Below are 22,862 nucleotides of genomic sequence, written 5' to 3' on the forward strand. Positions count from 1 at the left end.
GCAGCGCCTGTCAGTGGACTTCCTTTGCAAACATGCAGCAAGCCCCACCAACAAAGCCTGCGATTCTACTCTGAAAAAACAGCGAATTCCAGAGAAATCAGGGGCTTGGCGCGCATTCGGAGCCTTGGCACGCCCCGATCACACGTTTTTTCAGGCCGGCCACAAGGTTTCCGGCAGTTTTTCGATGCCCTGAGCCAGCGCCAGCGCACGGCGGTGGGCCATGTCGGGAACATGGGGCCAGCTTTCCAGCACCACCTCGGGGTTGTTCAACAGGGCTTTGAGCACCTCGGCCAGCGGCTCCAGCACGAACGCGCGCTGACGGTAGCGGGGGTGCGGCAGCACCAGCTCGGGGCTCCAGGTGATCAGATCGCCGTGCCAGATGATGTCGAGGTCAAGGGTGCGCGGGGCGTTGTGGTGCGGGCGCTCGCGGCCCTGAGCCAGTTCCTGGCGCTGGAGTGCATGCAGCAGTTCACGCGGACCCAGTGAGGTCAGCACCAGCAGCACGGCGTTGGTGTAGTCAGGGCCAGACGCATCGACCGGCGCCGAACGGTACAGCGACGAGCCCGCCACCAGCCGAGTGCCCGGCAGGCGGCCGATGGCCTGCGCGGCGGCCCGCAAGGCGGCCGGGCCATCGCCCAGGTTGGCCCCGAGGCCGATCCAGGCGTGGAAACTGCGCGGCCCGGCGACGGGTTGGCTCATTCGCCAGGCCCGCCCGATGCTGCGCCGCCGCGGCGGCCTTCGCCGGCCGGCTTGCGACGGCGACGACGACGCTTCTTGGCGGGGGCATCGCCCTCGCCCACATCCCCCACCTCACCCGCCAGGCCACCGTCGGTACCCGTGGTCGAAGGGGCGGCGCCACGGGCCAGGGGCGCACGGCTCTGTCGACGCTGCGACTCGGCCTCGCGGGCCTGGGCCACCAGGTCGTCGCGGGTTTCGTCGTCGGCCAGAGAGAAATCTTCCCACCAGTTGGCCAGCTCGGGCTCCACCTCACCGACCTGCCCGCGCAGGCGCAGGAAGTCGAACCCAGCGCGGAAGCGCGGCTGCTGCACCAGGCTGTACGGGCCATTGCCCACGCGGCGGTCGAAGCGCGGCTGCATGGTCCAGATCTCGCGCATGTCGGCGGCCAGCTTGCCACGGCCTGAAATGTCGCCAATGCGGGCGTTGAACACCGCGTCGGTGGCCTGCTGCAGCGCGGGGAAGCTGGGCACGCCGTTGCGCAGGTTGGTGTCCCACTCGTCGCGCACGTCGTGCCACAGCAGACAGGCCAGCAGGAAACTGGGCGCCACCGGCTTGCCCTCGCCCACGCGACGGTCCGTGTCGGCCAGGGCCAGGTCGATGAACTCGAGGCGCTCTTCGCTGGGCGGATGCTGCGGGTCGAACACCGCGTCCAGGATGGGGAACAAACCGTGGTCCAGGCCCTGCTTGCGCAACTCTTCGAGCGAGGCGCGGGCATGGCCGGTCTGCAGCAGCTTGATCATTTCATCAAACAGGCGCGACTGCGGCACGTTCGACAGCAGGCTGGCCATGTCGCGCAGCGGGGCACGGGTGCCAGGCTCGATCTCGAAACCGAGCTTGGCCGCAAAGCGAACCACGCGGATGATGCGCACCGGGTCTTCGCGGTAGCGCATGTCGGGCTCACCGATCATGCGCAACACGCGGGCACGGGCGTCGTCGATGCCACCGTGGTAGTCCACCACCACCCCCGCGATCGGGTCGTAGTACATGGCATTGATGGTGAAATCGCGGCGCGCGGCATCCTGGTCTTGGGGGCCCCACACGTTGTCGCGCAGCACACGGCCACTGGCGTCGACCACGTGCGATTTGTCGCCCAGCTCCTTGCGCGACGTTTTTTCGTTGCCGCTGACCTGCTCGGCCGCACCGGCATCGAGGTAGGCGCGGAAGGTGGACACTTCAATCACTTCGTGCTCGCGCCCGCGGCCGTACACCACGTGCACGATGCGGAAACGCTTGCCGATGATGAAGGCGCGGCGGAACAGGCCCTTGACCTGCTCGGGCGTGGCGTTGGTGGCCACGTCGAAGTCTTTCGGGCGCAAGCCCAGCAGCAGGTCGCGCACGGCGCCGCCCACGATGTAGGCCTCGTAGCCGGCATCTTTCAGGGTGCTGACCACCTTGTAGGCCCGCTCGTCGACCAGGCGCACGTCGATGCCGCAATCGGCTGCGTTCAGCTCCACACGCTCACCGGTGGGCGCCTTGCTCTTGGCCTTCTTGGCGCGGCTGCGGGGCGCCTTGGCCGGCGCTTCGTCGCCCGTGGGGGCCGACGTCTGGGAAGACGCCTTGGCGCGTGCCGGCCCGCGGGCCAGGATTTTGTTGATGAGGCTCTTGATCATTGGAAGAGGTTCAGCAGACGCCAGCCGCGGGCTTTCGCCTCGGCCTCCAGCGCCGGACTGGGGTTGGTGGCCACCGGGTCGGTGGACTGCTCCAGCAGGGGCAGGTCGTTGGGCGAATCGCTGTAAAAGCTGACGCGTTGGAAATCGGTGAGCGAATGGCCCCGTTCGGCCAACCACTGTTCGACGCGCGTGATTTTGCCCTCTCTGAAGGACGGCACACCATCGATTTCACCCGTGACGCGGCCTTCGGCGTCGCGCACGAGCTTCACGGCGATCAGGTGATCGACGCCAAACGCCCTGGCAATGGGCTGGGTGACGAACTCGTTGGTGGCCGTGACGATGGCGATCAGGTCGCCTTGCGCACGGTGCTGCTCGACCAGGGCCAGGGCCTGCGGGCGGATGGCGGGCTGGATGACTTCGGCCAGGAAACGCGCCTGCAGATCGGCCTGCTCGGTCGGGCTCATGCGGCGCCACACGCTGGTGGTGAACTCGATGTACTCGGCCAGCACCAGGGTGCCATTGCAATACTGTTGATAGAAAGCGTCGTTGCGGGCACGGTAGGCCGCGGCATCGGCCAGGCCGCTGCGGCACAGGAACTCACCGAACTCGTGGTCGGAGTCAAGCGGCAGCAGGGTGTGGTCGAGGTCGAAAAGGCACAGGTTCATGCGGTCTCCAGCGCCAGCATCTGCTTGAGCAAGGGCACGGTCACGCCCCGCTGTTCGGCCAGCGCAAATCGGTCAAGTTGGTCCAGCAGCCGCATCAGGTAGCCCTGGTCACGGCGGCAGTGCGTGAGCAGGTAAGGCAGTACGCCTTCGTGCAGCTTCAGGCCGCGGCGGCGGGCTTCGTGTTGCAAAGCTTCGCGCAGGTCGTCTTCGCCCAGCGCGTGCACAGCAAATGTGAGGCCCCAGCCCAGGCGGGTGCGCAGGTCGTCGCGCACAGGCAGATCCACCGGCGGCACTCGCCCGGCGGCCACGATCGCGATGGCCACCGGCGTGCCTGCAGGGGCCTCCGCCAGGCTGGCTGCGCACTCGATGAACAGGTTGAAAGCCCAGTGTTGCTGCTGGGCATCCAGACGGTCGCAGTCGTCCATCAGCACCAGGGTCGCGGCTTGCGGCTGACCGCAGTCCCACGACTGGAAGCCGTGCGGATCCAGCCACAGCACATGCCAGCCCAGCCCCAGCGCCTGCGAGGCCAGGCCCTTGAGCAGGTGGGTCTTGCCCAGGCCCTCAGCGCCCCACAGGTAGGCGGGTGCACCGGGCGTGGCACTGTCGGGCCAGGCACGCAGCCAGGCCAGCACCTCGGCGTTGTCGCCCTGCACGAAATCGTCCAGGCCGGGCACGTCAGAAGGGCCCAGGTCGAGCGCCAGTTGCCGCATGGGGGCCCAGGCGCTTTGAAGCACTGCGCTCATGATGAAGGGCCGTCCTCCTGGAACCAGACCGAGCCCTGATAGGCCACCAGGGCCCGGCGGGCCAGCACCATCAGCAACGCGCTCACAGGCAGTGCAATCAGCACCCCCACAAAGCCCAGCATGGCGCCAAACAGCATGAGCGCCAGGATCACGGCCAGGGGATGCAGCCCGATCTGCTCACCGACCAACCGGGGCGTGAGCACGATGCTTTCGACCACCTGGCCGATGCCATACACCACGCCGACCGCCACGAACGGCCACCACCAGGCCGCACCTTCGGCACTGAACTGCAACACGCCCGACAACAGCGCCAGCACCAGCCCGAGGCCAAAGCCCAGGTAGGGGATGCACACCGCCAGCCCGGTGAACACTCCGATGGGCAGGGCCAGCTCATGGCCGAAAAGCATCAGGCCGACGCTGTAGTACACCGCCAGGATCAGCATCACCAGCAACTGCCCCCGCAGGTAATGCCCCATGACGGTGTCGGTTTCACTGGCCACCGCCAGCACGCCACGCCGCCAGCGCACTGGCACCAGGCCGGTGGCCAGCGCGAGGATGCGCGACCAATCACACAACCAGTAAAACGCCAGCATGGGCACCAGCCCCACCAGCCCCACCACGGTGAACAGGGCGCTGCCGCCCACCTTGACCGAATTGAGCACGGCCTGGGACAGCTCTTCGCCATGGGTGGAGAGGTGGCGGGCAATGAGCGGCTTGAAATCAGCCAGCTCCTGCGGCACCTTGAGACCCATTTGCGCCAGCCAGGGCTGCAGACCCAGCCAGGCTCGCTGGGCCAGGTCCGGCAACTGTTCGCGCAGGCGCGGTACCAGGTCCATCACGATGGGCACCAGCAAGGCCGCCAGCAGCACCAAGGTCACGCCTGCCCCCAGCACCGCCACGCCAGCCGCCAGGGCACGTGGCCAGCGGCGGCGCACCAGCGCCTCAACCGCAGGTTGCAGCACATAGGCCAGAGCGAACGACAACAGAAAGGGTGCGAAAACCGCCGCCTGCCGGCTCATGCCCCAGGCCAGGGCTGCCACCAGCACGCCCACCAGCCAGGGCCACCACCGCGCGGGGGGTGTCTGTGCGACGGGGGCAAGGTCATCTCGGCTCATTGCCTGAGATTCTATCGGGCCCTTGGGCCCTCACGCCGACTGTGCGCGCTCAGCGACGGCCCGCGCAGTCGGTGGCCTCGTACACGGCCTTGTGGGCAGCATCGAGGTCGGTCTCGAACTTCTTGTGGTCGCGCTGCCCCTCGGGTTGCGACAGGTACTCCTGCTGGATGACCGCCTCACGTCGCTTGTATTCGGCCAGGCAATTGGCTTCGCGCATCTCGGCGGCTTGATCGACCTTGGGCGCCACGGCCTCCAGCTGAATGCGATAAGCGTCGAGCTTGGCAGCGCGGGCGCTTTCATCGGGCTCGATGTCGTTGTAGAGCACCGCGGCCAGCATGAGGGCCTCACCGATGGTCACCTCGGACTGCTTGAGGCGCTCCGGCACGGTCTGCAGCAACTTTTCCGCCAAGGGGCGCCTCTGTTCGGGCGTGCCGTTTTCGCTCAGCTCCTGCCACTGGGTGAAGGCGCGCTGAAACCGCAGGTAATTGGCCACGCGGGCCAGCTCCTGCGCCCCATTGGGCGACTTGCCCACCGTGTCTTGGAGGCTCTTCCACTCGTCGGGCGAAAAGTCGGCCGGCCGGCCGTCATCGAGCACAGCGGGCGGGGTGCTCAGGTTGCGCAAGGCCTCGGCCGCCGACGCAGGAGGCTCGACGGGAGACACCGCGGCCACACCGCTCGCTGCGTCGGGCCCCTGTTGTTGCTGGTGCCACCACAAGCCTGCCCCCACCGCAGCACCCAGCACCAAGGCACCGCCCCACAGCAGCAGGTTCGGGCGTTTCTGACGGTCGTAGGAAATCATGGCTGGGCGGGGGGTGAATCTGAGCGACTGCATTGTCACCCCGTGCCTGCACACCCCGTCACGGGAATGTCCCCTAGCAGCGGCTACACTGGCGCGTTTTTCGAGCACCGAGCCGCGCCCCATCGGCTCACCACACCCATGGATCTGCAAGCCCTTTCCCCACAGACCCAGTCGGCCGCGGGCGCCGTGCTGGGCTACCTGATCGGTTCTCTGTCGTTTGCCGTGATCGTCAGCCGCCTGTTCGGCCTGAGCGACCCGCGCACGTACGGCTCGGGCAACCCGGGTGCCACCAACGTGCTGCGCTCGGGCAACAAGGCAGCCGCCATCCTGACCCTGGTGTTCGACGCCCTGAAGGCCTATGTGCCCATCGTGGTGGCTCAGCGCATGGGCCTGAGCCTGGACGTACAGACCGCCGTGGGGCTGGGGGCCTTCCTGGGCCACCTGTGGCCCGTGTTCTTCAAGTTCGAGGGTGGCAAGGGCGTGGCCACGGCCGCAGGTGCGCTGCTCGCTTTCGATCCGGCCATGGGCGGCCTGACGCTGCTGGTGTGGCTGGCCATGGCCGCCATCTTCCGCTATTCGTCGCTGGCGGCCCTGACCGCTTCGCTGGCGGCGCCCGTGCTGCAGTGGCACTTCAATGGCGTGGGCGTGATGTTCTGGGGTGTGGTGGTGATGAGCGTGCTGCTGATCTGGCGCCATGAGGCCAACATCCGCAAGCTGCTGGCTGGCGAAGAAAGCAAGCTGGGCCAGAAAGCCGCCCCGAAATCCTGACCCCACAGCAACCACCCATACACCGTGGCCAACCCCATCGACACCCCGGCATGGCGCCAATGGCTGGCGCCCGCCCTGATCGTGCTGGCCGTGTACCTGGGCATGCAGTGGTGGCAAGGCCGCCAGGGTGATGAAACCGGCCGACAACTGGCCGCCCTCGCCCGCCCGGGCGACATCGTGATGTACAGCACCGACACCTGCGTGTATTGCCACCGGGCCATGGACCAGCTGGAGGCCTGGGGTGTGCCCTACACCGAGTGCGACATCGACCGCGACCGCGAGTGCGCGCAGACCTACCAGGCCGCCGGTTCACCCGGCACGCCGCTGATGAACGTGCGTGGGCAATGGCAGCTGGGCTTCAATGCGCAGGGCGTGCTGAACACCCTGCAAAACGGACCTCGCCCCTGAACCCCACGCATCCGGGCAACGCCCAAGGGCTCACAGTCCCAGCGCCGCCAGCTCCCCACGCCCCTCACGCAACACCACCGCCTCGCCGCTGCTGAGGTCGACCACGGTGGTGGGCGACATGGCGCAGGCACCGGCATCGATCACGGCGGACACCTGCTTCTGCAGACGTTCACGAATGTCGTGCGCATCATTCAGCGCATCGTCTTCACCCGGCAGAATCAGGGTGGTCGCCAGCAAGGGTTGCCCCATTTCTTCGAGCAGGCCTTGAAGGGCCTTGTGGTCGGGCACGCGAAGGCCGATGGTGCGCCTTGAAGGGTGCGACACCCGGCGTGGCACTTCTTTGGTGGCCTCCAGGATGAAGGTGTAAGGCCCGGGTGTGCCCAGCTTGAGCAGGCGGTACTGCCGGTTGTCCACACGTGCGTACTGCGCCAACTCAGACAGGTCTCGGCACAGCAGCGTCAGGTGATGGCGCTCGTCGACACCCCGGATGCGACGCAAGGCATCAACAGCTGCCTTGTCGTCCAGGTGGCACACCAGCGCATAACTGGAGTCGGTCGGCACGGCCACCACCTGCCCTTGCTGCAACAGTTGCGCGGCCTGTCGAAGCAGGCGCTGCTGAGGGTGGTCCGGATGGACCTCGAACAACTGGGCCATGGGCTGTCAGGCGCGGTGGATGCGCGCCTGCAGGGCTTCCCAAACCGGCGTGACCTTGCCGGGCAGGTCGGGCAAGGTGCCCAGGTCGGTGTGGCTTTCATTGGGGTCATGGAAGTCGGACCCGCGCGAGGCCAGCAGGTCGAACTCGACCGCCATGTCGGCGTATCTGGCGTACTCGGCCACGGTGTGGCTGCCCGTGACCACTTCGACACCCAGACCGCCGTGGGCCTTGAACTCGGTGAACAGGGCGTACTCCTCGGTGGGCGTGAAGTCATAGCGTCCGGGGTGCGCGATCACGGCCAGACCGCCCGCCTGAGTGATCCAGCGAATGGCATCACCCAGGCTGGCCCAGCGGTGCTCGACATAGCCCGGCTTGCCTTCGGTCAGGTAGCGACGGAACACCTCATGGGTGTCGCCACAGGCCCCCACTTCGACCAGGTAACGCGCGAAATGGGTGCGCGAGATCAGGTCGGGGTTGCCCACGTACTTCAAAGCACCCTCGAAAGCGCCCGGTATGCCCACGCGTGCCAGATCAGCCGCCATGTCTCGCGCACGGCGCTCTCGGCCGCCCCGCGTGAAGGCCAGCCCATCGACCATGCCCGGGTGGGTGTGGTCAAAGCCCAGGCCCACGATGTGCACGGTCTTGCCTGCAAAGGTCACCGAAATCTCGGTGCCCGTGAGGTAGTCCATGCCCCGTGCGTGTGCAGCCTCCAGCGCGAACTGCTGCCCGCCCACTTCATCGTGGTCGGTCAGGGCCCACAACTGGACACCGTTGGCACAGGCACGGTCTGCCACGGCCTCGGGCGTGAGTGTGCCGTCTGACACGCTGGAGTGGCAGTGGAGATCGGCGTTGAGCAGGTGCAGGGCGGACGACATTGATGCATTGTAGGCAGCGCCGTCAGAGTGCAACGCTACTCAGCGCTCATGACCGTGACTGGCGTACTGGTTTCGGTAGGAACGCGCATAGGCATCCAGGCTGGCCTGCGTGAGTTCGCACACCAGTTTTTCATCAATCGGCTGCCGGTAGCGGAACTTGACATGCCGCATGCCTTTGCCTGCACCTTGCAGTTCAGGAAAGTCACTCAACAGCTGCACGCCGTTGAACACCTGGAGGTGGACATTGAGCTTGAACATCACGATGGCCAGCAGGTTGTCGCCATCGTTGGTGAAGACAAGATTGCCCCACTTCACTTCAGGGCGCAGCTGTGGGGCCACCGACTGGATCGCCCGCTGGACGGCTTGCGCCGTCTCTCGCTGCTCGGGGCGGACACTGTCGTAAAACGCGTTGATCAACGCGGGAGATTGCAGGGGTCGGCGCATGGGGGAAAGGCCCAGACAAAAGGTACTACCAGAGCATTGATACCCGATCGCCCCCTCCCTGAAGTCTGTAGGGACTTCCGTGCGACCCGATAGCCAGCGACGGCCTCCGTGTGGATGTCATTGTTGTTCCCGGATTTTGCCCAGGCTTCACATCGGAGCTGTCACAGCGTGCCCAAGGGCACTCAATACCGCCATTGATGTTACCGCAACTACTTGTCGTGCCCCATCCTTGGAATGGGTGGCACGTGCTTGTTTTGTCGGCCTCTGGCGCTCAGGTTTTAGGCAGGGTCACCCCATGCTGCCCCTGGTATTTGCCACCTCGGTCACGGTAACTGGTTTCGCAGACCTCATCGCTTTCAAAAAACAGCACCTGCGCGCAGCCTTCGCCCGCGTAGATCTTGGCAGGAAGGGGCGTGGTGTTGCTGAACTCCAGCGTGACGTAGCCCTCCCATTCGGGCTCGAACGGGGTGACGTTGACGATGATGCCGCAGCGGGCATAGGTGCTCTTGCCCAGACAAATGGTCAGCACCGTGCGTGGGATCCGGAAATACTCCACGGTGCGGGCCAAGGCAAAACTGTTGGGCGGGATGATGCAGCAGTCACCTTTGAAATCGACAAAGCTTTTTTCGTCGAAATTCTTGGGGTCGACCACGGTGGAGTGGATGTTGGTGAAGATCTTGAATTCGTCGGCGCAACGGATGTCGTAGCCGTAGCTGCTGGTGCCGTAGCTCACGATCTTCTGGCCATTGGCCGACTGCCGAATCTGACCGGGCTCGAACGGTTCGATCATGCCGTGCTCTTCGGCCATGCGACGGATCCAGCGGTCTGACTTGATGCTCATGCGTGCTCCTGATTCAACTGCCGGCATTGTCCCATTTCTGCCGCCTTTTCACGACCGCGCGGGCGTGCACAACGGCGGTGCGCCCCGCACCACCACCTGGCATGGCGTTTGCTTCCACAAGGGCACAACACAAGCGTGTCCCCACGAAGGTGCACGCGCAACCGCTGAGTGATCCCATGAGCAACTTCAAGACCTTCTTGCGGTCTGGCCATGCGCCGACCCTGTTCGCCTCTTTCCTTTATTTCGACTTCACCTTTGCCATCTGGGTGCTGAACGGGGCCATGGCGCCGTTCATCAGTGAGACCTTCAACCTCACACCCGCAGAAAAAGGCTTCATGGTGTCAGTGCCCATCATCGCGGGCGCGCTGATGCGCTTCCCCCTGGGGCTGCTGTCTCAGTACATCGGCCGCAAGAGCGCGGCGCTGGTCGAGATGTTCCTGATCATCTTGGCACTGTGCTACGGCTACTTCTTCGTCGATTCGCACAGCGAAGTGATCGCCATGGGTGTGCTGCTGGGCATTGCCGGGGGCAGCTTCGGCATCGCGCTGTCGCTGGGTTCTGGCTGGTTCCCACCCAAGTACAAGGGGCTGGCCATGGGCATTGCCGGCGCCGGCAACAGCGGCACGGTGCTGGCCGTGCTGTTTGCCCCACCACTGGCCGCCAAGTTCGGCTGGCAGACGGTGTACGGGCTGGCCGCCTTCACGATGGTGCTGCCCATGATCGTGATGGCCCTGATGGCCAAAGAGCCGCCCGATGTCGAACACCAGACCTTCCGCGAACACACCGCTTGCCTCTACGAGAAAGACGGCTGGGCCTTCAGCCTGATCTACGTGATCACCTTTGGCGGCTTCATTGGCCTGGCCAATTTCCTGCCCACTTACTTCTACGACCAGTTCAAGGTGACCAAGGTGGAAGCCGGGCAGCTGACCATGCTGGCCACCCTGATGGGCTCGGCCACCCGGGTGTTGGGAGGCTGGTTGTCTGACCGCTGGGGCGGCATCAACACCCTGACTGGCGTGCTGGCCTTCGTGGTGATCACCCTGGTGGTGTGCGGCACCATGGGCAGCAACCTGGCCCTGACCACCCTGCTCTTCATGCTGTGCTTTGCGGCGCTGGGTGCAGGCAACGGCGCGCTGTTCCAGCTGGTGCCTTTGCGCTGGCCCCTGACCACTGCCGTGGCCGGCTCCATGATCGGTGAGCTGGGCGCACTGGGCGGCGGGTTCATTCCGAATGCCATGGGGCAATCCAAACAACTGACCGGCAGCTACTTCTACGGCTTCCTGGCCTTCGCCGTGCTGGGTGTGGCCGTGCTGGTGATGATGCGCGTGATGCAGATCCGCTGGACACGCACCTGGGCCGAAAAAGGAGGCCGCGCGCGCACGGGCGGCACCCTGGCGCAAGCCTATGCACAAGGCACCCGCCAGGCGGGCGCCCGCTGACGCTTTCCACCGCCGCGCCGCACAAGGGCGCGGTTTTCGATGGCGCCACAAGCGCCCCTGATGCCGGACAGTCTGCGCTGTCCGGCTTTTTTGTGCCTGCTTCAGCCCCCGCGGTTCGGCAGAAACACCAGCCAATACACCAGCAGCAGGTTGAACAACAGCGACACGCCCAGGGCCAGCCTCCACACCGCAGCCGGGTCACGCTGCACCAGCGGGGTGCTGCCAGGCGCCAGCAGGGGCCGCGATGCACCGCGCTCAAGGGCCAGCACCAGCTCTTCTGCGGTTTCGAAGCGCTGCTTCGGGTCACGCGCCACGGCCTTGAGCACGATGTGGTCCAGCCAGATGGGCACGTCGGGGCGCAGGCGTGAAGGTGGCGTTGGGTCACGGCGGTAGCGCCCCATCTGGTAGGGCTCGACCTCGCCATAGGGCAGTCGGCCCGTCAACCATTCGTAAAGCACGGCCCCCAGGGCGAAGAGGTCACTGCCCGCATGGGCCCTGGACAGCTGCGGGTCGTCCGACCATTGCTCGGGGTTCATGTAGCTGGGCGTGCCTGCGTGCAGGCTTTTCAGGCACTCGGGCTCTTTGCCCGACAGCGCCACCCCCAGGTCGAGCAAGTGCCACTGCCCATCTTCGCCCAGCAGCAGGTTGTCGGGCTTGATGTCGCGGTGCACCACGCCATGCTGGTGCAAGCGCCCCACGGCGCGGGCAATCTCGATCGCGCCATGCACCACCTCGGTGACATCGAAGCGTTTGTCGCGGATCAGCAAACCCAGGGGCTGGCCGTCGCACCAGTCCTGCAGGGTGTAGAAAGCCGTGGGCTGATCGGGCTCGTGGCTGCGCACCAGGCCCCGCGCGTCGCGCTCGGTCACGCGCGCACCCAGCCAGGCCTCGTGGGCCAGCATCGCGCGCTCTTCGGGGTCGCTGGCCCGAGAGGGGTGCAAGGTCTTGAGCGCCAGAAAGCGCCCATCAGACAGGCGCTGCACCTTGCACACGCGGTGCACGCCGTTGTTGGCCACCAGCGCCAGCACCTTCAGGCCGTCGAGCACATCGCCCGCCTGGAGGCGTTCGGGCACTGGCAGCAGGCGTGAGCGGCGCTGGGCGTCGGCCAGTTCGGCTTCGGCCAGGCCCATGATGCGAATGACCAGCGCGCTGGCGTTGTCCCTGCCGCCGGAGGCCAGCGCCTTGTCGATCAGACCGTCACACACGGCCTGGGCAGACGCCAGACGCGCCAGCTCGCGAAACTGCTTGGGCCGCAAGGCGCCATGCACGCCATCGCTGGTCAGGATGAAGGTGTCGCCGATCTGGATGTCGCCCTCGCTGTGGTCCACACGCACGGCATCTTCAGCCCCCAGGGCACGGGTCAGGCCATTCTGAAACTCATGGCCGCCCATGGTGTGGTCTTGCGTGAGCTGCACGCAGTCACCCTGACGCACCAGCCAGGCGCGGCTGTCGCCCACATGGGCCAGGCTGTAGCCATGGCCGCGCAGCACCAGCGTGGTCAGGGTGGTCATGGCGATCGGGGCGTCACGGAAAGGCTGCCGACGCCGGTTGTGGTCGGTCAGCCAGGCATTGAAGCTGCCAATCAGGCGCTCCAGCGTGACCGAGGTGTCCCAGGTGATCGGTGCGGCATGGTAGTCGCCCGTCACGGCCAGCACGGCGGCCTGTGCCGCCTCCAGACCGCCCCCGCCGCTGGACACGCCATCGGCCAGCGCCGCGATCACGCCGGCCTGGGCGTCACGCCCTTGCGGCGCCACCACCGCGGCGAAATCTTCCAGCCGCTCTCGGGGCCCACGCTCGCAGCGGCAGGCCACATCCAGTTCAAAACTCATGCGCTTCCTCAGCTTGGGTGCACTGCCTTGGTGCCGCCCTGTTCAGGTGCGTGCAGCACGCAAGTTTGGTGCCTTGGCAGGTCGCTTGCGTGCAAGGTGTGCGGCCCAGCCACAGGCTCGCACGCCCAACAGGTGCGACGCAAACGGCCAGTGGCCTTGAATTTGCTTGCCACCCTGCACAAAAAGACAAGACCCGCTGAAGGATTCCACCATGAACAAGCAGAAGCTCGTGATGGTCGGCAACGGCATGGCCGGGGTTCGCACCCTGGAAGAGCTGCTCAAGCTCGCGCCAGACCTGTACGACATCACGGTGTTCAGTGCCGAGCCGCACCCGAATTACAACCGCATCATGCTCTCGCCCGTGCTGGCTGGCGAGCAGACCCTGGACGACATCATCCTGAACCCGCTGCAGTGGTATGCCGATCGCGGCATCACCCTGCACCTGGGCCGCAAGGTGGTCGAGGTCGACCGCCAGCGCCGCATCGTGCGCGCCGACGATGGCACCGAAGCGCCTTACGACCGCCTGCTGATGGCCACGGGCTCGAACCCCTTCATCCTGCCGGTGCCAGGCAAGGAACTGGACGGTGTGATCGCCTACCGTGACATTGCCGACACCGAGTACATGATCGAGACCGCTCGCCAGCACCGCCATGCGGTGGTGATCGGGGGCGGGCTGCTGGGCCTGGAGGCGGCCTATGGCCTGCGTCAGCGCGGCATGGAAGTCACCGTGGTGCACATTGCGCCGTGGCTGCTCGAGCGTCAGCTCGATCAAAAAGCCGCCGGCCTGCTGCAAAGCACGCTGGAAGGCCACGGCCTGAGGTTCCGCATCGGGGCGCAGACACAAGAGCTGGTCGACAACGGACAGGGCCGGGTGTGTGCCGTGCGCTTCAAGGACGGCACCGAGGCCGCAGCCGACCTGGTGGTCATGGCCGCGGGTGTGCGGCCCAACGTGGGCCTGGCCCAGCAGACCGGCTTGCACTGCGAGCGCGGCATTGTGGTGACCGACACCTTGCAGACGGTGACCGACCCCCGGGTGTACGCCGTGGGCGAGTGTGCCGCCCATCGCGGCATCGCCTATGGCCTGGTGGCCCCCTTGTTCGACCAGGCCAAGGTGTGTGCCACGCACCTGGCGCAGTTCGGCATCGGGCGCTACACCGGCTCGCAGATCTCGACCAAGCTGAAGGTGACCGGTGTGCAGCTGTTTTCGGCGGGCAACTTCATGGGGGGCGAAGGCACCGAAGAGATCGTGCTGGACGATCCGCAGGCCGGGGTCTACAAGAAGCTGGTGCTGGCGGGCGAGCAGCTGGTGGGGGCCTGCCTGTACGGCGACACCGACGATGGCAGCTGGTACTTCCAGCTGATCCAGGACGGCGCGAAGGTGGGCGCCATGCGTGACCGCCTGATCTTCGGGCAGGCGCTGGCCTGCGCCTGAGCACCGCGCCAGCGCCCTGCCCCAGCCATCTGGCCAAGATCTTGCATCGCCCGCAGGGCGAGCTCTCGCGGGGGCTCGCGCAACGCACACAGGCAGTTCCATGAAGCACACCGAATCGCTGAACATTTCCCGCCGCCAGGCCCTGCTCGGCGCCATGACACCCCTGCTGACACCCGGGGTCCCGTTTGCACTGAGCCTTGGGCTGACCACACCGCTGACCGTGCAGGCCCAGGTCACATCACTGAATGACGCCATCAACAAGGCGGGCCGCCAGCGCATGCTGTCTCAGCGCATGGCCAAGGCCTGGCTGGCCCTGGGCCAAGGCATCGATGCACGTCGCGCCGACAAGGTGCTGGGCGACTCGATGGCCTTGTTCGACCGCCAGCTGGTCGAACTGAAAAGTTACGCGCCCACCCCGGACATCAGGAGCACCTACCAAAGCCTGGAGGCGGCCTGGAGCGACTACAAGGCTGCGCTGGTGGGACAGTCTCCCGACCGCTCGGCCACCGGGCTGGTGCTGGGCCTGGACAGCAAGGTGCTCAAGCTGGCGCATCAAGGCACGGTGCAACTGGAGCAGCTGTCGGGCAAGCCGGTGGGCAAACTGGTGAACGTGGCGGGCCGCCAGCGCATGCTGTCTCAACGCACGGCCAAGTTCTACCTCAGCCAGCGCTGGGGTGCACAGGTGGCCGATGCGCCAGGCGAAATGGAGAAAGCGCGGCAAGAGTTCCGGTCGGCGCTGAACCTGCTGTATGTGGCCCCTCAGGCCACCCCCACGATCCGTGAGCACCTCACGTTGGCCGAGCAGCAATGGGTGTTCTTCGAAAACGCCTTGAGCCGACTGCAGGAGCCTGCTGGGGCTCAGCGCCGAGCCGAAGAGGTGTTCTCCACCTCTGAAAACATCCTGATGGTCATGGACAAGGTCACAGGCCTGTACGCCCAGCTCGGCTGACCGCCTCTTGGTGCGTCACGGGGTGTGGTGCGCTTCTTGCATGCACGGGTGACAGATCGCGCTGTCATCGCCTGTCGTTCTTTCTCGCTCTTTCCTGTTCTTTGCTCCCCTGCACAAGACACCGTCCGAAGAGTCGGTGCCCGCTGAGTTTCAACACACCGCACAAAGGCCCGCCCATGAGCAGGACCATCCCCATCCGCGCCCCTGAGGGCGAGCGCCAGCACACGCGTGCCACCTGCCCCTATTGCGGCACGGGTTGTGGCGTGATCATCGAAACCCGCCACGGCCAGATCGTCGATGTACAGGGCGACCCGGATCACCCGGCCAACTTCGGCAGGCTGTGCACCAAGGGCAGCACCCTGCACCTGACCGCGGCCCCGGCCGTGACCCAGGCCGCTCGCCTGCTGCAACCGGCCCTGCGCACGCAGCGCGATCAGGCACCGCAAGCCACCACCTGGAGCACGGCCCTCGACCATGTGGCCCAGGAGCTGGCGCGCATCGTGCGCACGCACGGCCCGGACGCCATCGGCTTTTACGGCTCCGGTCAGCTGCTGACCGAAGACTATTACGTGCTCAACAAGCTGGCCAAAGGGCTGGTGGGCACCAACAACCTCGACACCAATTCGCGCCTGTGCATGAGCAGCGCCGTGGCCGGCTACAAGGCCACGCTGGGGGTGGATGCCCCCCCGGCCTGCTACGACGATTTCCAGCACGCCCGCACCCTGTTCATCGTGGGGGCCAACACGGCATATGCGCACCCGATCCTGTTCCGGCGCATCGAGGGGGCCCGCAAGGCCAACCCGGATCAGAAGCTGATCGTGGCCGACCCACGCAAGACCGAGACGGCCGAAATGGCCGATCTGTACCTGCCCTTGCGCCCGGGCACCGACGTGGCGCTGTTCCATGGCCTGCTGCACATTGCGCTGGCCGAAGGCCTGATCGACATGGCCTACATCGAGGCCCACACCGAAGGCTTCGAGGCCCTGCGTGCCACCGTGGCCGACCACCCGCCCGCCCGCGTGGCCGATGTCTGCGGCGTGCCCGAAGCCGACCTGCTGCAGGCCGCGCGCTGGATGGGCGCTCACACGCCCACCCTGTCGCTGTATTGCCAGGGCCTGAACCAGAGCAGCCGCGGCACCGACAAGAACGCCACGCTCATCAACTTCCATCTGGCCACCGGACAGATCGGCAAGCCTGGCGCAGGCCCTTTCTCGCTGACCGGGCAGCCCAATGCCATGGGTGGGCGCGAAGTGGGCGGCATGGCCAACCTGCTGAGCGCGCACCGCGACCTGGCCAACCCGGCCCACCGCGAAGAGGTGGCCGCCCTGTGGGGTGTGGCCGATGTGCCCGCCCAGCCCGGCAAGACCGCCGTGGAAATGTTCGAAGCCGCTGCCCGCGGCGAGATCAAGGCCCTGTGGATTGCATGCACGAACCCCGCGCAGTCATTGCCTGACCAGGCCACCGTGCGCAAGGCACTGGAAACCGCCGAGCTGGTGGTGGTGCAGGAAGCCTTCGCCACGACCGCCACCGTGCCGTATGCCGATGTGCTGCTGCCGGCCACCACCTGGGGCGAAAAAGACGGCACCGTGACCAACAGCGAGCGCCGCATCAGCCGTGTGCGGGCGGCCCAGGCGCCTTCGGGGCTGGCCCGACACGACTGGCAGATCTTCCGCGACGTGGCCCGCCGCCTCGAAGCCTTGATGCCCGAGCGTCGCGCCACCTGGCGCACAGGCACCACCACCCTGTTCCCTTATGAAACCGCTGAGCAGGTGTGGAACGAACACCGCGACAGCACCCGCGGCCGTGACCTCGACATCACGGGGCTGAGCTACGCCCTGCTGGAGCAGCAAGGCCCGCAGCAATGGCCCATGCCCGAAGGCCATGCACAAGGCACCGCGCGCCTGTACACCGACGGGCGCTTCCCCACCCCCAGCGGCCGTGCGCGATTTGCCAACGTGCCCTACGAACCCGTGCAAGACCCCTGCACGGCCGAGTTCCCCATCAGCCTGAACACCGGGCGGCTGCGCGACCAGTGGCACGGCATGAGCCGCACCGGCACGCTGGGCCGCCTGTTCGGCCATGTCAGCGAACCCTGCATCGACCTGCACGCCACCGACCTGCAGCAACGGGGCCTGGCCGAAGGCGACCTGGTGGAAGTGCGCTCGCGCCGTGGCAGCGTGATCGTGCCGGTGCACACCAGCGAGGCACAGCGCCCGGGGCAGGCTTTCATGGCCATGCACTGGGGCCAGGAAGTGCTGGGCGGCACCGGGCCGGAGGGGCAGGCCCGCACAGGGGTGAACGCCCTGACCAGTCCCTTCTTCTGCCCAAAATCCAAACAGCCCGAACTCAAGCACGCGGCCGTGCAGATCAGCCCTGTGCAACTGCCCTGGCGCCTGCTGGCCCTGGTGTGGTTGCCGGCCGAGCAGGCCAGCCGCTTGCGCGAGGCCCTCAAGGCGCAGATGACCGATTTCGCTTATGCCAGCTGCGTGCCTTTCGGCCGGGAGCCCCATGCGCAAGGCCTGGTGGGCGTGCTGTTCCGTGGCGCCCGCACCGAAGCGCCCAGCGCCGAATGGCTGCACGCCATGGAAGCCCTGCTGGGCCTGGACACCCCCGACTGCCTGCGCCTGCGCGACACCGCCCGAGGCCAGCACCGCACCGTGCGCCGGCAGGCCCTTGGCGAACAGCAAGTGCTGCAAGGCTTCCTGCTGGGTGGTGACATCAGCTCCGAAGTCTGGCTGCGCCCTTTGCTGCAGGAGGAAAGCCCGGTCGACACCTTCGGGCGCAACCTGCTAATGCCCGGCGCCACGCCCCCCGTGGCCACGGCCAGCAAAGGCCGTCAGGTGTGCACCTGCTTCAATGTGACCGAACCGGCCATCGTCGAAACACTGGGCCAGTGCCAGGGCTCGCCCGACGAGCGGCTGTCGGCCCTTCAGGGGCAGCTGCGCTGTGGCACCAACTGCGGCTCCTGCGTGCCCGAACTCAAGAAGCTGATCAAGTCGCACCCGGCTCGGTGCGACAGCACGGCACCCGCGGCCTGATCGCAGCGACAATGCCCGCATGAGCATTGCCGCCTACATCAAGGAAATCGGCCGGGGCAAAGAAGGCGCCCGGCCGCTGTCGTGTGACCAGGCCCGTGACCTGTTCGACCAGGTCCTCGACGGCCGTGTGACCGACCTCGAGGTCGGCGCCTTCGCCCTGGCCATGCGCATCAAGGGCGAAACCGACGAAGAACTGGATGGGTTCGTGCAGTCCACCCTGGCGCGCTGTATGCCGCTGCCTGCACCCCAGCCCCATGGCTCGGGCGTGGTGGTGCTGCCCAGCTACAACGGCGCACGCAAGCTGCCCAACCTGACCGCGCTGCTGGCTGCCCATCTGGCGCGCAGCGGTGTGGCGGTGCTGGTGCATGGCCCGCTGGCCGATCCCACCCGGGTCACCACGGCCCAGGTGTTCGATGCCCTCGGCTGGGCGCGGTGCCGTACACCGCAAGAAGTGGCTTCGGCCTGGCTGGCGCGCCAACCTGCCTTTGTCGACACCCACACCCTCTGCCCTGGCTTGGCCAGGTTGCTGGACGTGCGCTGGACCATCGGCCTGCGCAACCCGGCGCACACCGTGGCCAAGCTGCTCGCCCCCCTGCCGCCAGCCGTGCCCACCGTGCGTGTGGTCAACCATACCCACCCTGAATACGCCGTGTCGCTGAAGGCTTACCTGCAGCGCACCCAGGCCAACGCACTGCTGATGCGAGGCACCGAAGGCGAGCCCGTGGCCGACGCGCGCAGGCAACCCCGTTTCGATGTGTACCTGCAAGGCGAGATGGACACCAGCCTGAGCCGTCAACCCCAGGAGGGCACGCTGACCGCCCTGCCCGACCTGCCCACGCAACACGACGCTGGCACCACTGCGGCATACATCCAGTCGGTGCTGGAGGGCACACAACCCTTGCCTGAGTCGATCGGCCAGCAAGCCCGATGCCTGCGACAGGCCCTGGGGCAGGCCGAAGCCCGGCACGCCCAGCGCTGATCAGCCCTTCACACGGGCCAGCAGCACCACGCCCCCCAGGATGGCGGCCGTGCCCAGCAGCAACTGGGGCGTGATGGGCTCACCCAGCCACACAGAGGCCATCCAGAGGGTCGACAGCGGCCCGATCATGCCCACCTGCGAAGCCATCGATGCCCCCAGGTGCTTGACGCCCTGCATGACCAGCCAGATCGGCAGCACCGTGCAGGCCACGGCATTGAGCACCGACAAGGCATGGGCTTGCCAGGGCAGATGTGCCCAACCACCCGCCTGTCCACCCGAGACCTGATGCACCACCACCCACTGGACAATGCACAGCACACAGGCCATGCAGGACGCGTAGGACACCAGGCGCAGGCTGCCCAGGCGCTGCACCAGGGTGCCGCTGCCCATCAGGTACACCGCATACGACAGGGCACTGGCAAACACCAGCGCCCCGCCCAGCAACACGTCATGCCAGCCTGCGGCAACGTGCACGCCCAGGTGCAGAGACGACAGATCGTGCAAGAACACGACCACCACGCCCGCATAGGCCAGCGCCATGGCACCGACCGCGGCCCAGCGCACCCGGTGCCCCAGAAACACCACCGACAGCAACAGCACCAGTGTGGGATTGAGGTACAAGATCGCCCGCTCCAGACTGGCCGAGATGTACTGAAGCCCCAGGAAGTCAAGGGTCGAGGCCAGGTAGTAGCCGCAAAAACCCAGCGCGGCCACCTGCCAGGCATCCCGGCGCCCCAGGGGCGTTCGCCGGGCCTCCTCCGACCTCGACACCCACCAGGCCAGGGCCGCAAACAGGGGCAGCGCATAGGCCATGCGCATCCCCACGGTCGAGACCGCGTCGGCACCCAGCCGGTACATCAACTTGGCCACGATGGCCTTGCCGGAAAACGCCACGGCACCTGCGGTGGCGGCCGCAAAACCCAGTTGCCGACCCGTCAGCCCCTGCAGACTCTCCCTGGCATCGGCCAGGCGTTCAGAAACACGCATCTGGACACCATACACCAGCGGCTTGCAGGCACGGCTTGCGGCAAAATCCACGCTTTTGCGCTTGCCCCGCTGACCAGAGACACCACATGGCCTTCGCCGACAACCTCAAACAACTGCCACCCGTCGCCCACCTGTCGGCCATTGAACTGATCGACGCAGATGGACAGGTCAGCGCCCGCATCGAGAACAAGCCAGGCCAGGCGGGCTCGCTGGCCGTCTACGCTGCCCTGGCCAGCCGGCATGGCAGCATCAACGCCGCGGCGGCCCTGGAAGGCCTGGACATCTACGCCGAACACACCGCCGATGCCCGTTTGAACGCCGGCAAGCACCCCAACATCGATCGCCTGATCGCGATCGCCGCCGGCGCACCTGCGCTGACCGTTCGCACCGTCGCTGCCTGACCTCGGGTCGCGCGCATTGTGCTGCAGCCCCACGTCGCCATGAGCCCACCGCCGTCACGCCTCGGGTCGTGGCTGGCAGGCCTGTGCCTGCTGGTCAGCATGCTGCTGGCGGGTGGGTCGGTGCAATGGCACCGCGACGCATTGACGCACCAGGGGCCATCGGCCCTGGCGCCCCTCGCCGATGGCCGTGTCTGGGTGGTGGTGGACAGCGGTCTGCTGCTGCTGGACACCGCGGGCCACACCGTGCAGCAGGTGCCACTGGACAGGCTGGGGCTGCCGAAGGCGCCCGCCACGCTGTCGGTGCGCTCGCTGGTCGACCACGACGAATTGCTGGCCATGAGCCGCGGGCACCCGGATGTCGTGGTGCTCAATGGGCAGACCGGGGCCTTGACCCGCACCGTGCACCTGGACTGGCCGGCCGACCTGCGCCACCAGCTGGACGGCGCGGTCTGGCTGGCCGTGCACCTGGATGGCCGGATGGCCGTGGCCACAGGGGGCAGCCACACCGTGGTGCTGTTCAGCCCCGAGGGGCGATTGCTGGCGCGCAGCCAACCCGGCACCTTCGAATTCACGAACCGGCTGTGGTGGGAGGGCGACACCCTCTGGGCCACGGACACCAACCGCGCTGCGCTGGTGGGCCTGAGCGGGCTCGACCTGCGTCAGACCAGCCGTCTGACGCTCAAACCCACCACAGACCGGCAGTATCTGGCCTTGTCCGACACACACCCTGCGCGCGGCGTGCCGGACAGCCCCGTGGCCACCATCGCCCTGCTCGATGCCCGCATGCAAAAGGGTGATGTCGCCTTCGTGATGCCTGATGGGGCCCTCAAGGCGCTCGAACTGCCAGACACCGCCGAGCCCAGGGACCTGGCCTGGCGACGCGAAGAACTGCTGGTCATCGACGGGCATGACTGGCGCATACGTCGATTCGGTGTCGACGGTCATGCGCTGGACGACTACGCCGATGCCACCTTGCGCCATGCCCTGGCCAGCGAGCGCGCCCAGGCCGACGCGGCCATGGATCGGCACCGTCTGGCGCGCCTGGGGGCTGTGGTGGCCCTTCTCCTGGGCATGTTGTGCTGGGCTTTGCAGCGGTGGCGCCAACAGGCGCCCGCCCGGGCCGAAGCAGGAATGGAATTGCGGTTCGTGGGCACCATGCCCGAACAAGCACCACGCCGGTTGGTCAAAGCCCTGATTGCACGCGCGCCCCTGCTGATGACCCTGGCCTTCCTCGCCTTGATCGTGCAGCCAGGCTCGACCTGGCCTGTGCGGTTCGGCTCACTCGGCGGCATGCTGGCAGCCCTGGCACTGCAACCCAGCTGGCTCAAGCGCCTGGCCCGTCACCCGGCCTTCGAGTCGATGCTGAACCAGCAGGCCTTGCAATGGCTGCGCCTGACGCCCCATTGGGCCGCCGCAGCCAAGCCCGGCGAGCACGCCCGAGAGACCTGGATGATGCGCGATGGCATGCGCGTGCGCTGGATGGTGCTGACCAGCCGGCGCCTGCTGGCCTTCAGAAGCCCGCCGTCGGGGACCCAGGCGCTGGAGGCGCGCTGGTACCGCGCCGGCATCGAGCGTGTTCGCCTGGTTTCGCGCAAGCGCCTGCCCACCTGGACCCGCCTGCAACACACCTTTGCCCCAGGGGTGTGGATGCAGATCCGCATGGCCGACGGTCGCATCCTGCAGGGGCTGGTGCCGTCACAGGTCACGGCCGAACGGGTGCTGCATCACCTGGGCATTCCGGCCGCCCAGCGCGAAGAGGTGGAACCGCTCGCGCTGGACACGCTCCAGGCGCCCGGATGGGTGCCTGCCTTGTTGTCAGGCATCGTGCCCGGCGCCGGCCAATGGTGGCAACACCGCCGAGCCCAGGCCCTGCTCTTCTTCGTGTTCTGGGCCGTGTGGCTGGTTGCCGTCAGCCTGCCCGTGGGGCTGGCTTTCTGGCACCGCAGCACCGAAATCGGCACCAGTGCCTGGGTGATGGCACTGATGCCCCCCCTGTGGACTCAGGCCCTGGCGGGTCTGGATGCCTGGATCCAGCGCCCACGCAGGGCCTGACCTGGGGCGGGCGCACCGCCTGGTCTGTTGCCGATTGGCAAACCCCTGAAGCCATCGCGGGCTTTTCCGTGAAAAACGGGCGTTGCCTCGCGCCG

20 protein-coding genes and 1 pseudogene are annotated in these 22,862 nt (G+C 66.8%); 9 read left to right on the forward strand and 12 right to left on the reverse strand.

The genetic code is table 11. The annotated features are described in order from the left end of the window. Nucleotides 1-150 precede the first annotated feature (150 nt). The 6 genes from folK to EYS42_RS03970 are packed head-to-tail and all read right to left on the reverse strand — an operon-like array spanning nt 151 to nt 5,670. Complete coding sequence (gene folK / locus EYS42_RS03945; protein WP_130966580.1) at nt 151-699, reverse strand: 2-amino-4-hydroxy-6-hydroxymethyldihydropteridine diphosphokinase; 549 nt, start codon at nt 697-699, stop codon at nt 151-153. Further along, a complete protein-coding gene (gene pcnB / locus EYS42_RS03950) occupies nt 696-2,348 on the reverse strand; it encodes a polynucleotide adenylyltransferase PcnB (protein ID WP_130966581.1) in 1,653 nt (550 codons plus the stop codon). Before pcnB ends, folK begins: the two co-directional genes overlap by 4 nt. Beyond that, nucleotides 2,345-3,013, reverse strand: coding sequence for a histidinol-phosphatase (locus EYS42_RS03955; RefSeq protein WP_130966582.1), 669 nt, complete (start codon nt 3,011-3,013; stop codon nt 2,345-2,347). Before EYS42_RS03955 ends, pcnB begins: the two co-directional genes overlap by 4 nt. After that, on the reverse strand, nt 3,010-3,756 hold the full coding sequence (hda, locus tag EYS42_RS03960; protein ID WP_245503498.1) for a DnaA regulatory inactivator Hda: 747 nt from the start codon (nt 3,754-3,756) through the stop codon (nt 3,010-3,012). Before hda ends, EYS42_RS03955 begins: the two co-directional genes overlap by 4 nt. Beyond that, nucleotides 3,753-4,871: an AI-2E family transporter gene (locus EYS42_RS03965; RefSeq protein WP_130966583.1), complete on the reverse strand. Its 1,119-nt coding sequence runs from the start codon at nt 4,869-4,871 to the stop codon at nt 3,753-3,755. The genes hda and EYS42_RS03965 overlap by 4 nt, the downstream gene beginning before the upstream one ends. Before the next feature lie 49 nt (nt 4,872-4,920). After that, complete coding sequence (locus EYS42_RS03970) at nt 4,921-5,670, reverse strand: hypothetical protein (protein WP_130966584.1); 750 nt, start codon at nt 5,668-5,670, stop codon at nt 4,921-4,923. Nucleotides 5,671-5,808: 138 nt separating this feature from the next. Here EYS42_RS03970 and plsY point away from each other — a divergent pair, with 138 nt between their 5' ends. Next, a complete protein-coding gene (plsY, locus tag EYS42_RS03975) occupies nt 5,809-6,438 on the forward strand; it encodes a glycerol-3-phosphate 1-O-acyltransferase PlsY (protein WP_130967284.1) in 630 nt (209 codons plus the stop codon). 24 nt (nt 6,439-6,462) lie between these two features. Further along, nucleotides 6,463-6,846, forward strand: coding sequence for a glutaredoxin family protein (locus tag EYS42_RS03980; RefSeq protein WP_130966585.1), 384 nt, complete (start codon nt 6,463-6,465; stop codon nt 6,844-6,846). Nucleotides 6,847-6,876: 30 nt separating this feature from the next. Here EYS42_RS03980 and EYS42_RS03985 read toward each other — a convergent pair whose 3' ends face one another. The 4 genes from EYS42_RS03985 to dcd all read right to left on the reverse strand — a co-directional run bounded on the left by EYS42_RS03985 (nt 6,877) and on the right by dcd (nt 9,661). Further along, on the reverse strand, nt 6,877-7,500 hold the full coding sequence (locus EYS42_RS03985; protein ID WP_130966586.1) for an L-threonylcarbamoyladenylate synthase: 624 nt from the start codon (nt 7,498-7,500) through the stop codon (nt 6,877-6,879). Nucleotides 7,501-7,506: 6 nt separating this feature from the next. After that, a complete protein-coding gene (locus tag EYS42_RS03990; RefSeq protein ID WP_130966587.1) occupies nt 7,507-8,376 on the reverse strand; it encodes a 3',5'-nucleoside bisphosphate phosphatase in 870 nt (289 codons plus the stop codon). A 39-nt stretch (nt 8,377-8,415) separates the two neighbouring features. Beyond that, complete coding sequence (locus EYS42_RS03995; RefSeq protein ID WP_130966588.1) at nt 8,416-8,820, reverse strand: DUF1801 domain-containing protein; 405 nt, start codon at nt 8,818-8,820, stop codon at nt 8,416-8,418. A 271-nt stretch (nt 8,821-9,091) separates the two neighbouring features. Continuing rightward, complete coding sequence (gene dcd, locus EYS42_RS04000; protein ID WP_130966589.1) at nt 9,092-9,661, reverse strand: dCTP deaminase; 570 nt, start codon at nt 9,659-9,661, stop codon at nt 9,092-9,094. A 176-nt stretch (nt 9,662-9,837) separates the two neighbouring features. Here dcd and EYS42_RS04005 point away from each other — a divergent pair, with 176 nt between their 5' ends. Continuing rightward, nucleotides 9,838-11,100: an MFS transporter gene (locus tag EYS42_RS04005; RefSeq protein ID WP_130966590.1), complete on the forward strand. Its 1,263-nt coding sequence runs from the start codon at nt 9,838-9,840 to the stop codon at nt 11,098-11,100. A 101-nt stretch (nt 11,101-11,201) separates the two neighbouring features. Here EYS42_RS04005 and EYS42_RS04010 read toward each other — a convergent pair whose 3' ends face one another. Then, complete coding sequence (locus EYS42_RS04010; protein WP_130966591.1) at nt 11,202-12,929, reverse strand: bifunctional protein-serine/threonine kinase/phosphatase; 1,728 nt, start codon at nt 12,927-12,929, stop codon at nt 11,202-11,204. 211 nt (nt 12,930-13,140) lie between these two features. On the opposite strand from EYS42_RS04010, the pseudogene EYS42_RS04015 reads away from it, so the two are divergent. The 4 genes and pseudogenes from EYS42_RS04015 to ybiB all read left to right on the forward strand — a co-directional run. After that, a pseudogene (locus EYS42_RS04015) lies at nt 13,141-14,346 on the forward strand (NAD(P)/FAD-dependent oxidoreductase); the annotation flags it as partial. 115 nt (nt 14,347-14,461) lie between these two features. Beyond that, entirely contained in the window at nt 14,462-15,310 is an 849-nt protein-coding gene (locus EYS42_RS04020; protein ID WP_245503499.1) for a type IV pili methyl-accepting chemotaxis transducer N-terminal domain-containing protein, read from the forward strand. A gap of 176 nt (nt 15,311-15,486) precedes the next feature. Beyond that, nucleotides 15,487-18,348 (forward strand): nitrate reductase, encoded by a 2,862-nt coding sequence (locus EYS42_RS04025; RefSeq protein ID WP_130966593.1) that lies wholly within the window; start codon nt 15,487-15,489, stop codon nt 18,346-18,348. A 19-nt stretch (nt 18,349-18,367) separates the two neighbouring features. Beyond that, nucleotides 18,368-19,327 (forward strand): DNA-binding protein YbiB, encoded by a 960-nt coding sequence (gene ybiB / locus EYS42_RS04030; protein ID WP_130966594.1) that lies wholly within the window; start codon nt 18,368-18,370, stop codon nt 19,325-19,327. On the opposite strand, the gene EYS42_RS04035 is transcribed toward ybiB, so the two are convergent. Continuing rightward, on the reverse strand, nt 19,328-20,314 hold the full coding sequence (locus EYS42_RS04035; RefSeq protein ID WP_130966595.1) for a DMT family transporter: 987 nt from the start codon (nt 20,312-20,314) through the stop codon (nt 19,328-19,330). 86 nt (nt 20,315-20,400) lie between these two features. Between EYS42_RS04035 and EYS42_RS04040 the strand changes: the two genes are divergently transcribed. Together EYS42_RS04040 and EYS42_RS04045 are read left to right on the forward strand one after the other, a co-directional pair. Continuing rightward, the gene (locus tag EYS42_RS04040; protein ID WP_130966596.1) at nt 20,401-20,715 is read left to right on the forward strand and encodes a DUF2322 family protein; all 315 of its coding nucleotides are present in this window, start codon (nt 20,401-20,403) and stop codon (nt 20,713-20,715) included. Between the two features lie 39 nt (nt 20,716-20,754). Further along, nucleotides 20,755-22,767, forward strand: a complete 2,013-nt coding sequence (locus EYS42_RS04045) for a hypothetical protein (protein ID WP_130966597.1) — start codon at nt 20,755-20,757, stop codon at nt 22,765-22,767. The last annotated feature ends 95 nt before the right edge of the window (nt 22,768-22,862 follow it).

Origin of the sequence: Aquabacterium lacunae, assembly GCF_004310865.1 — a bacterium.
GTDB lineage: Bacteria > Pseudomonadota > Gammaproteobacteria > Burkholderiales > Burkholderiaceae_C > Aquabacterium > Aquabacterium lacunae.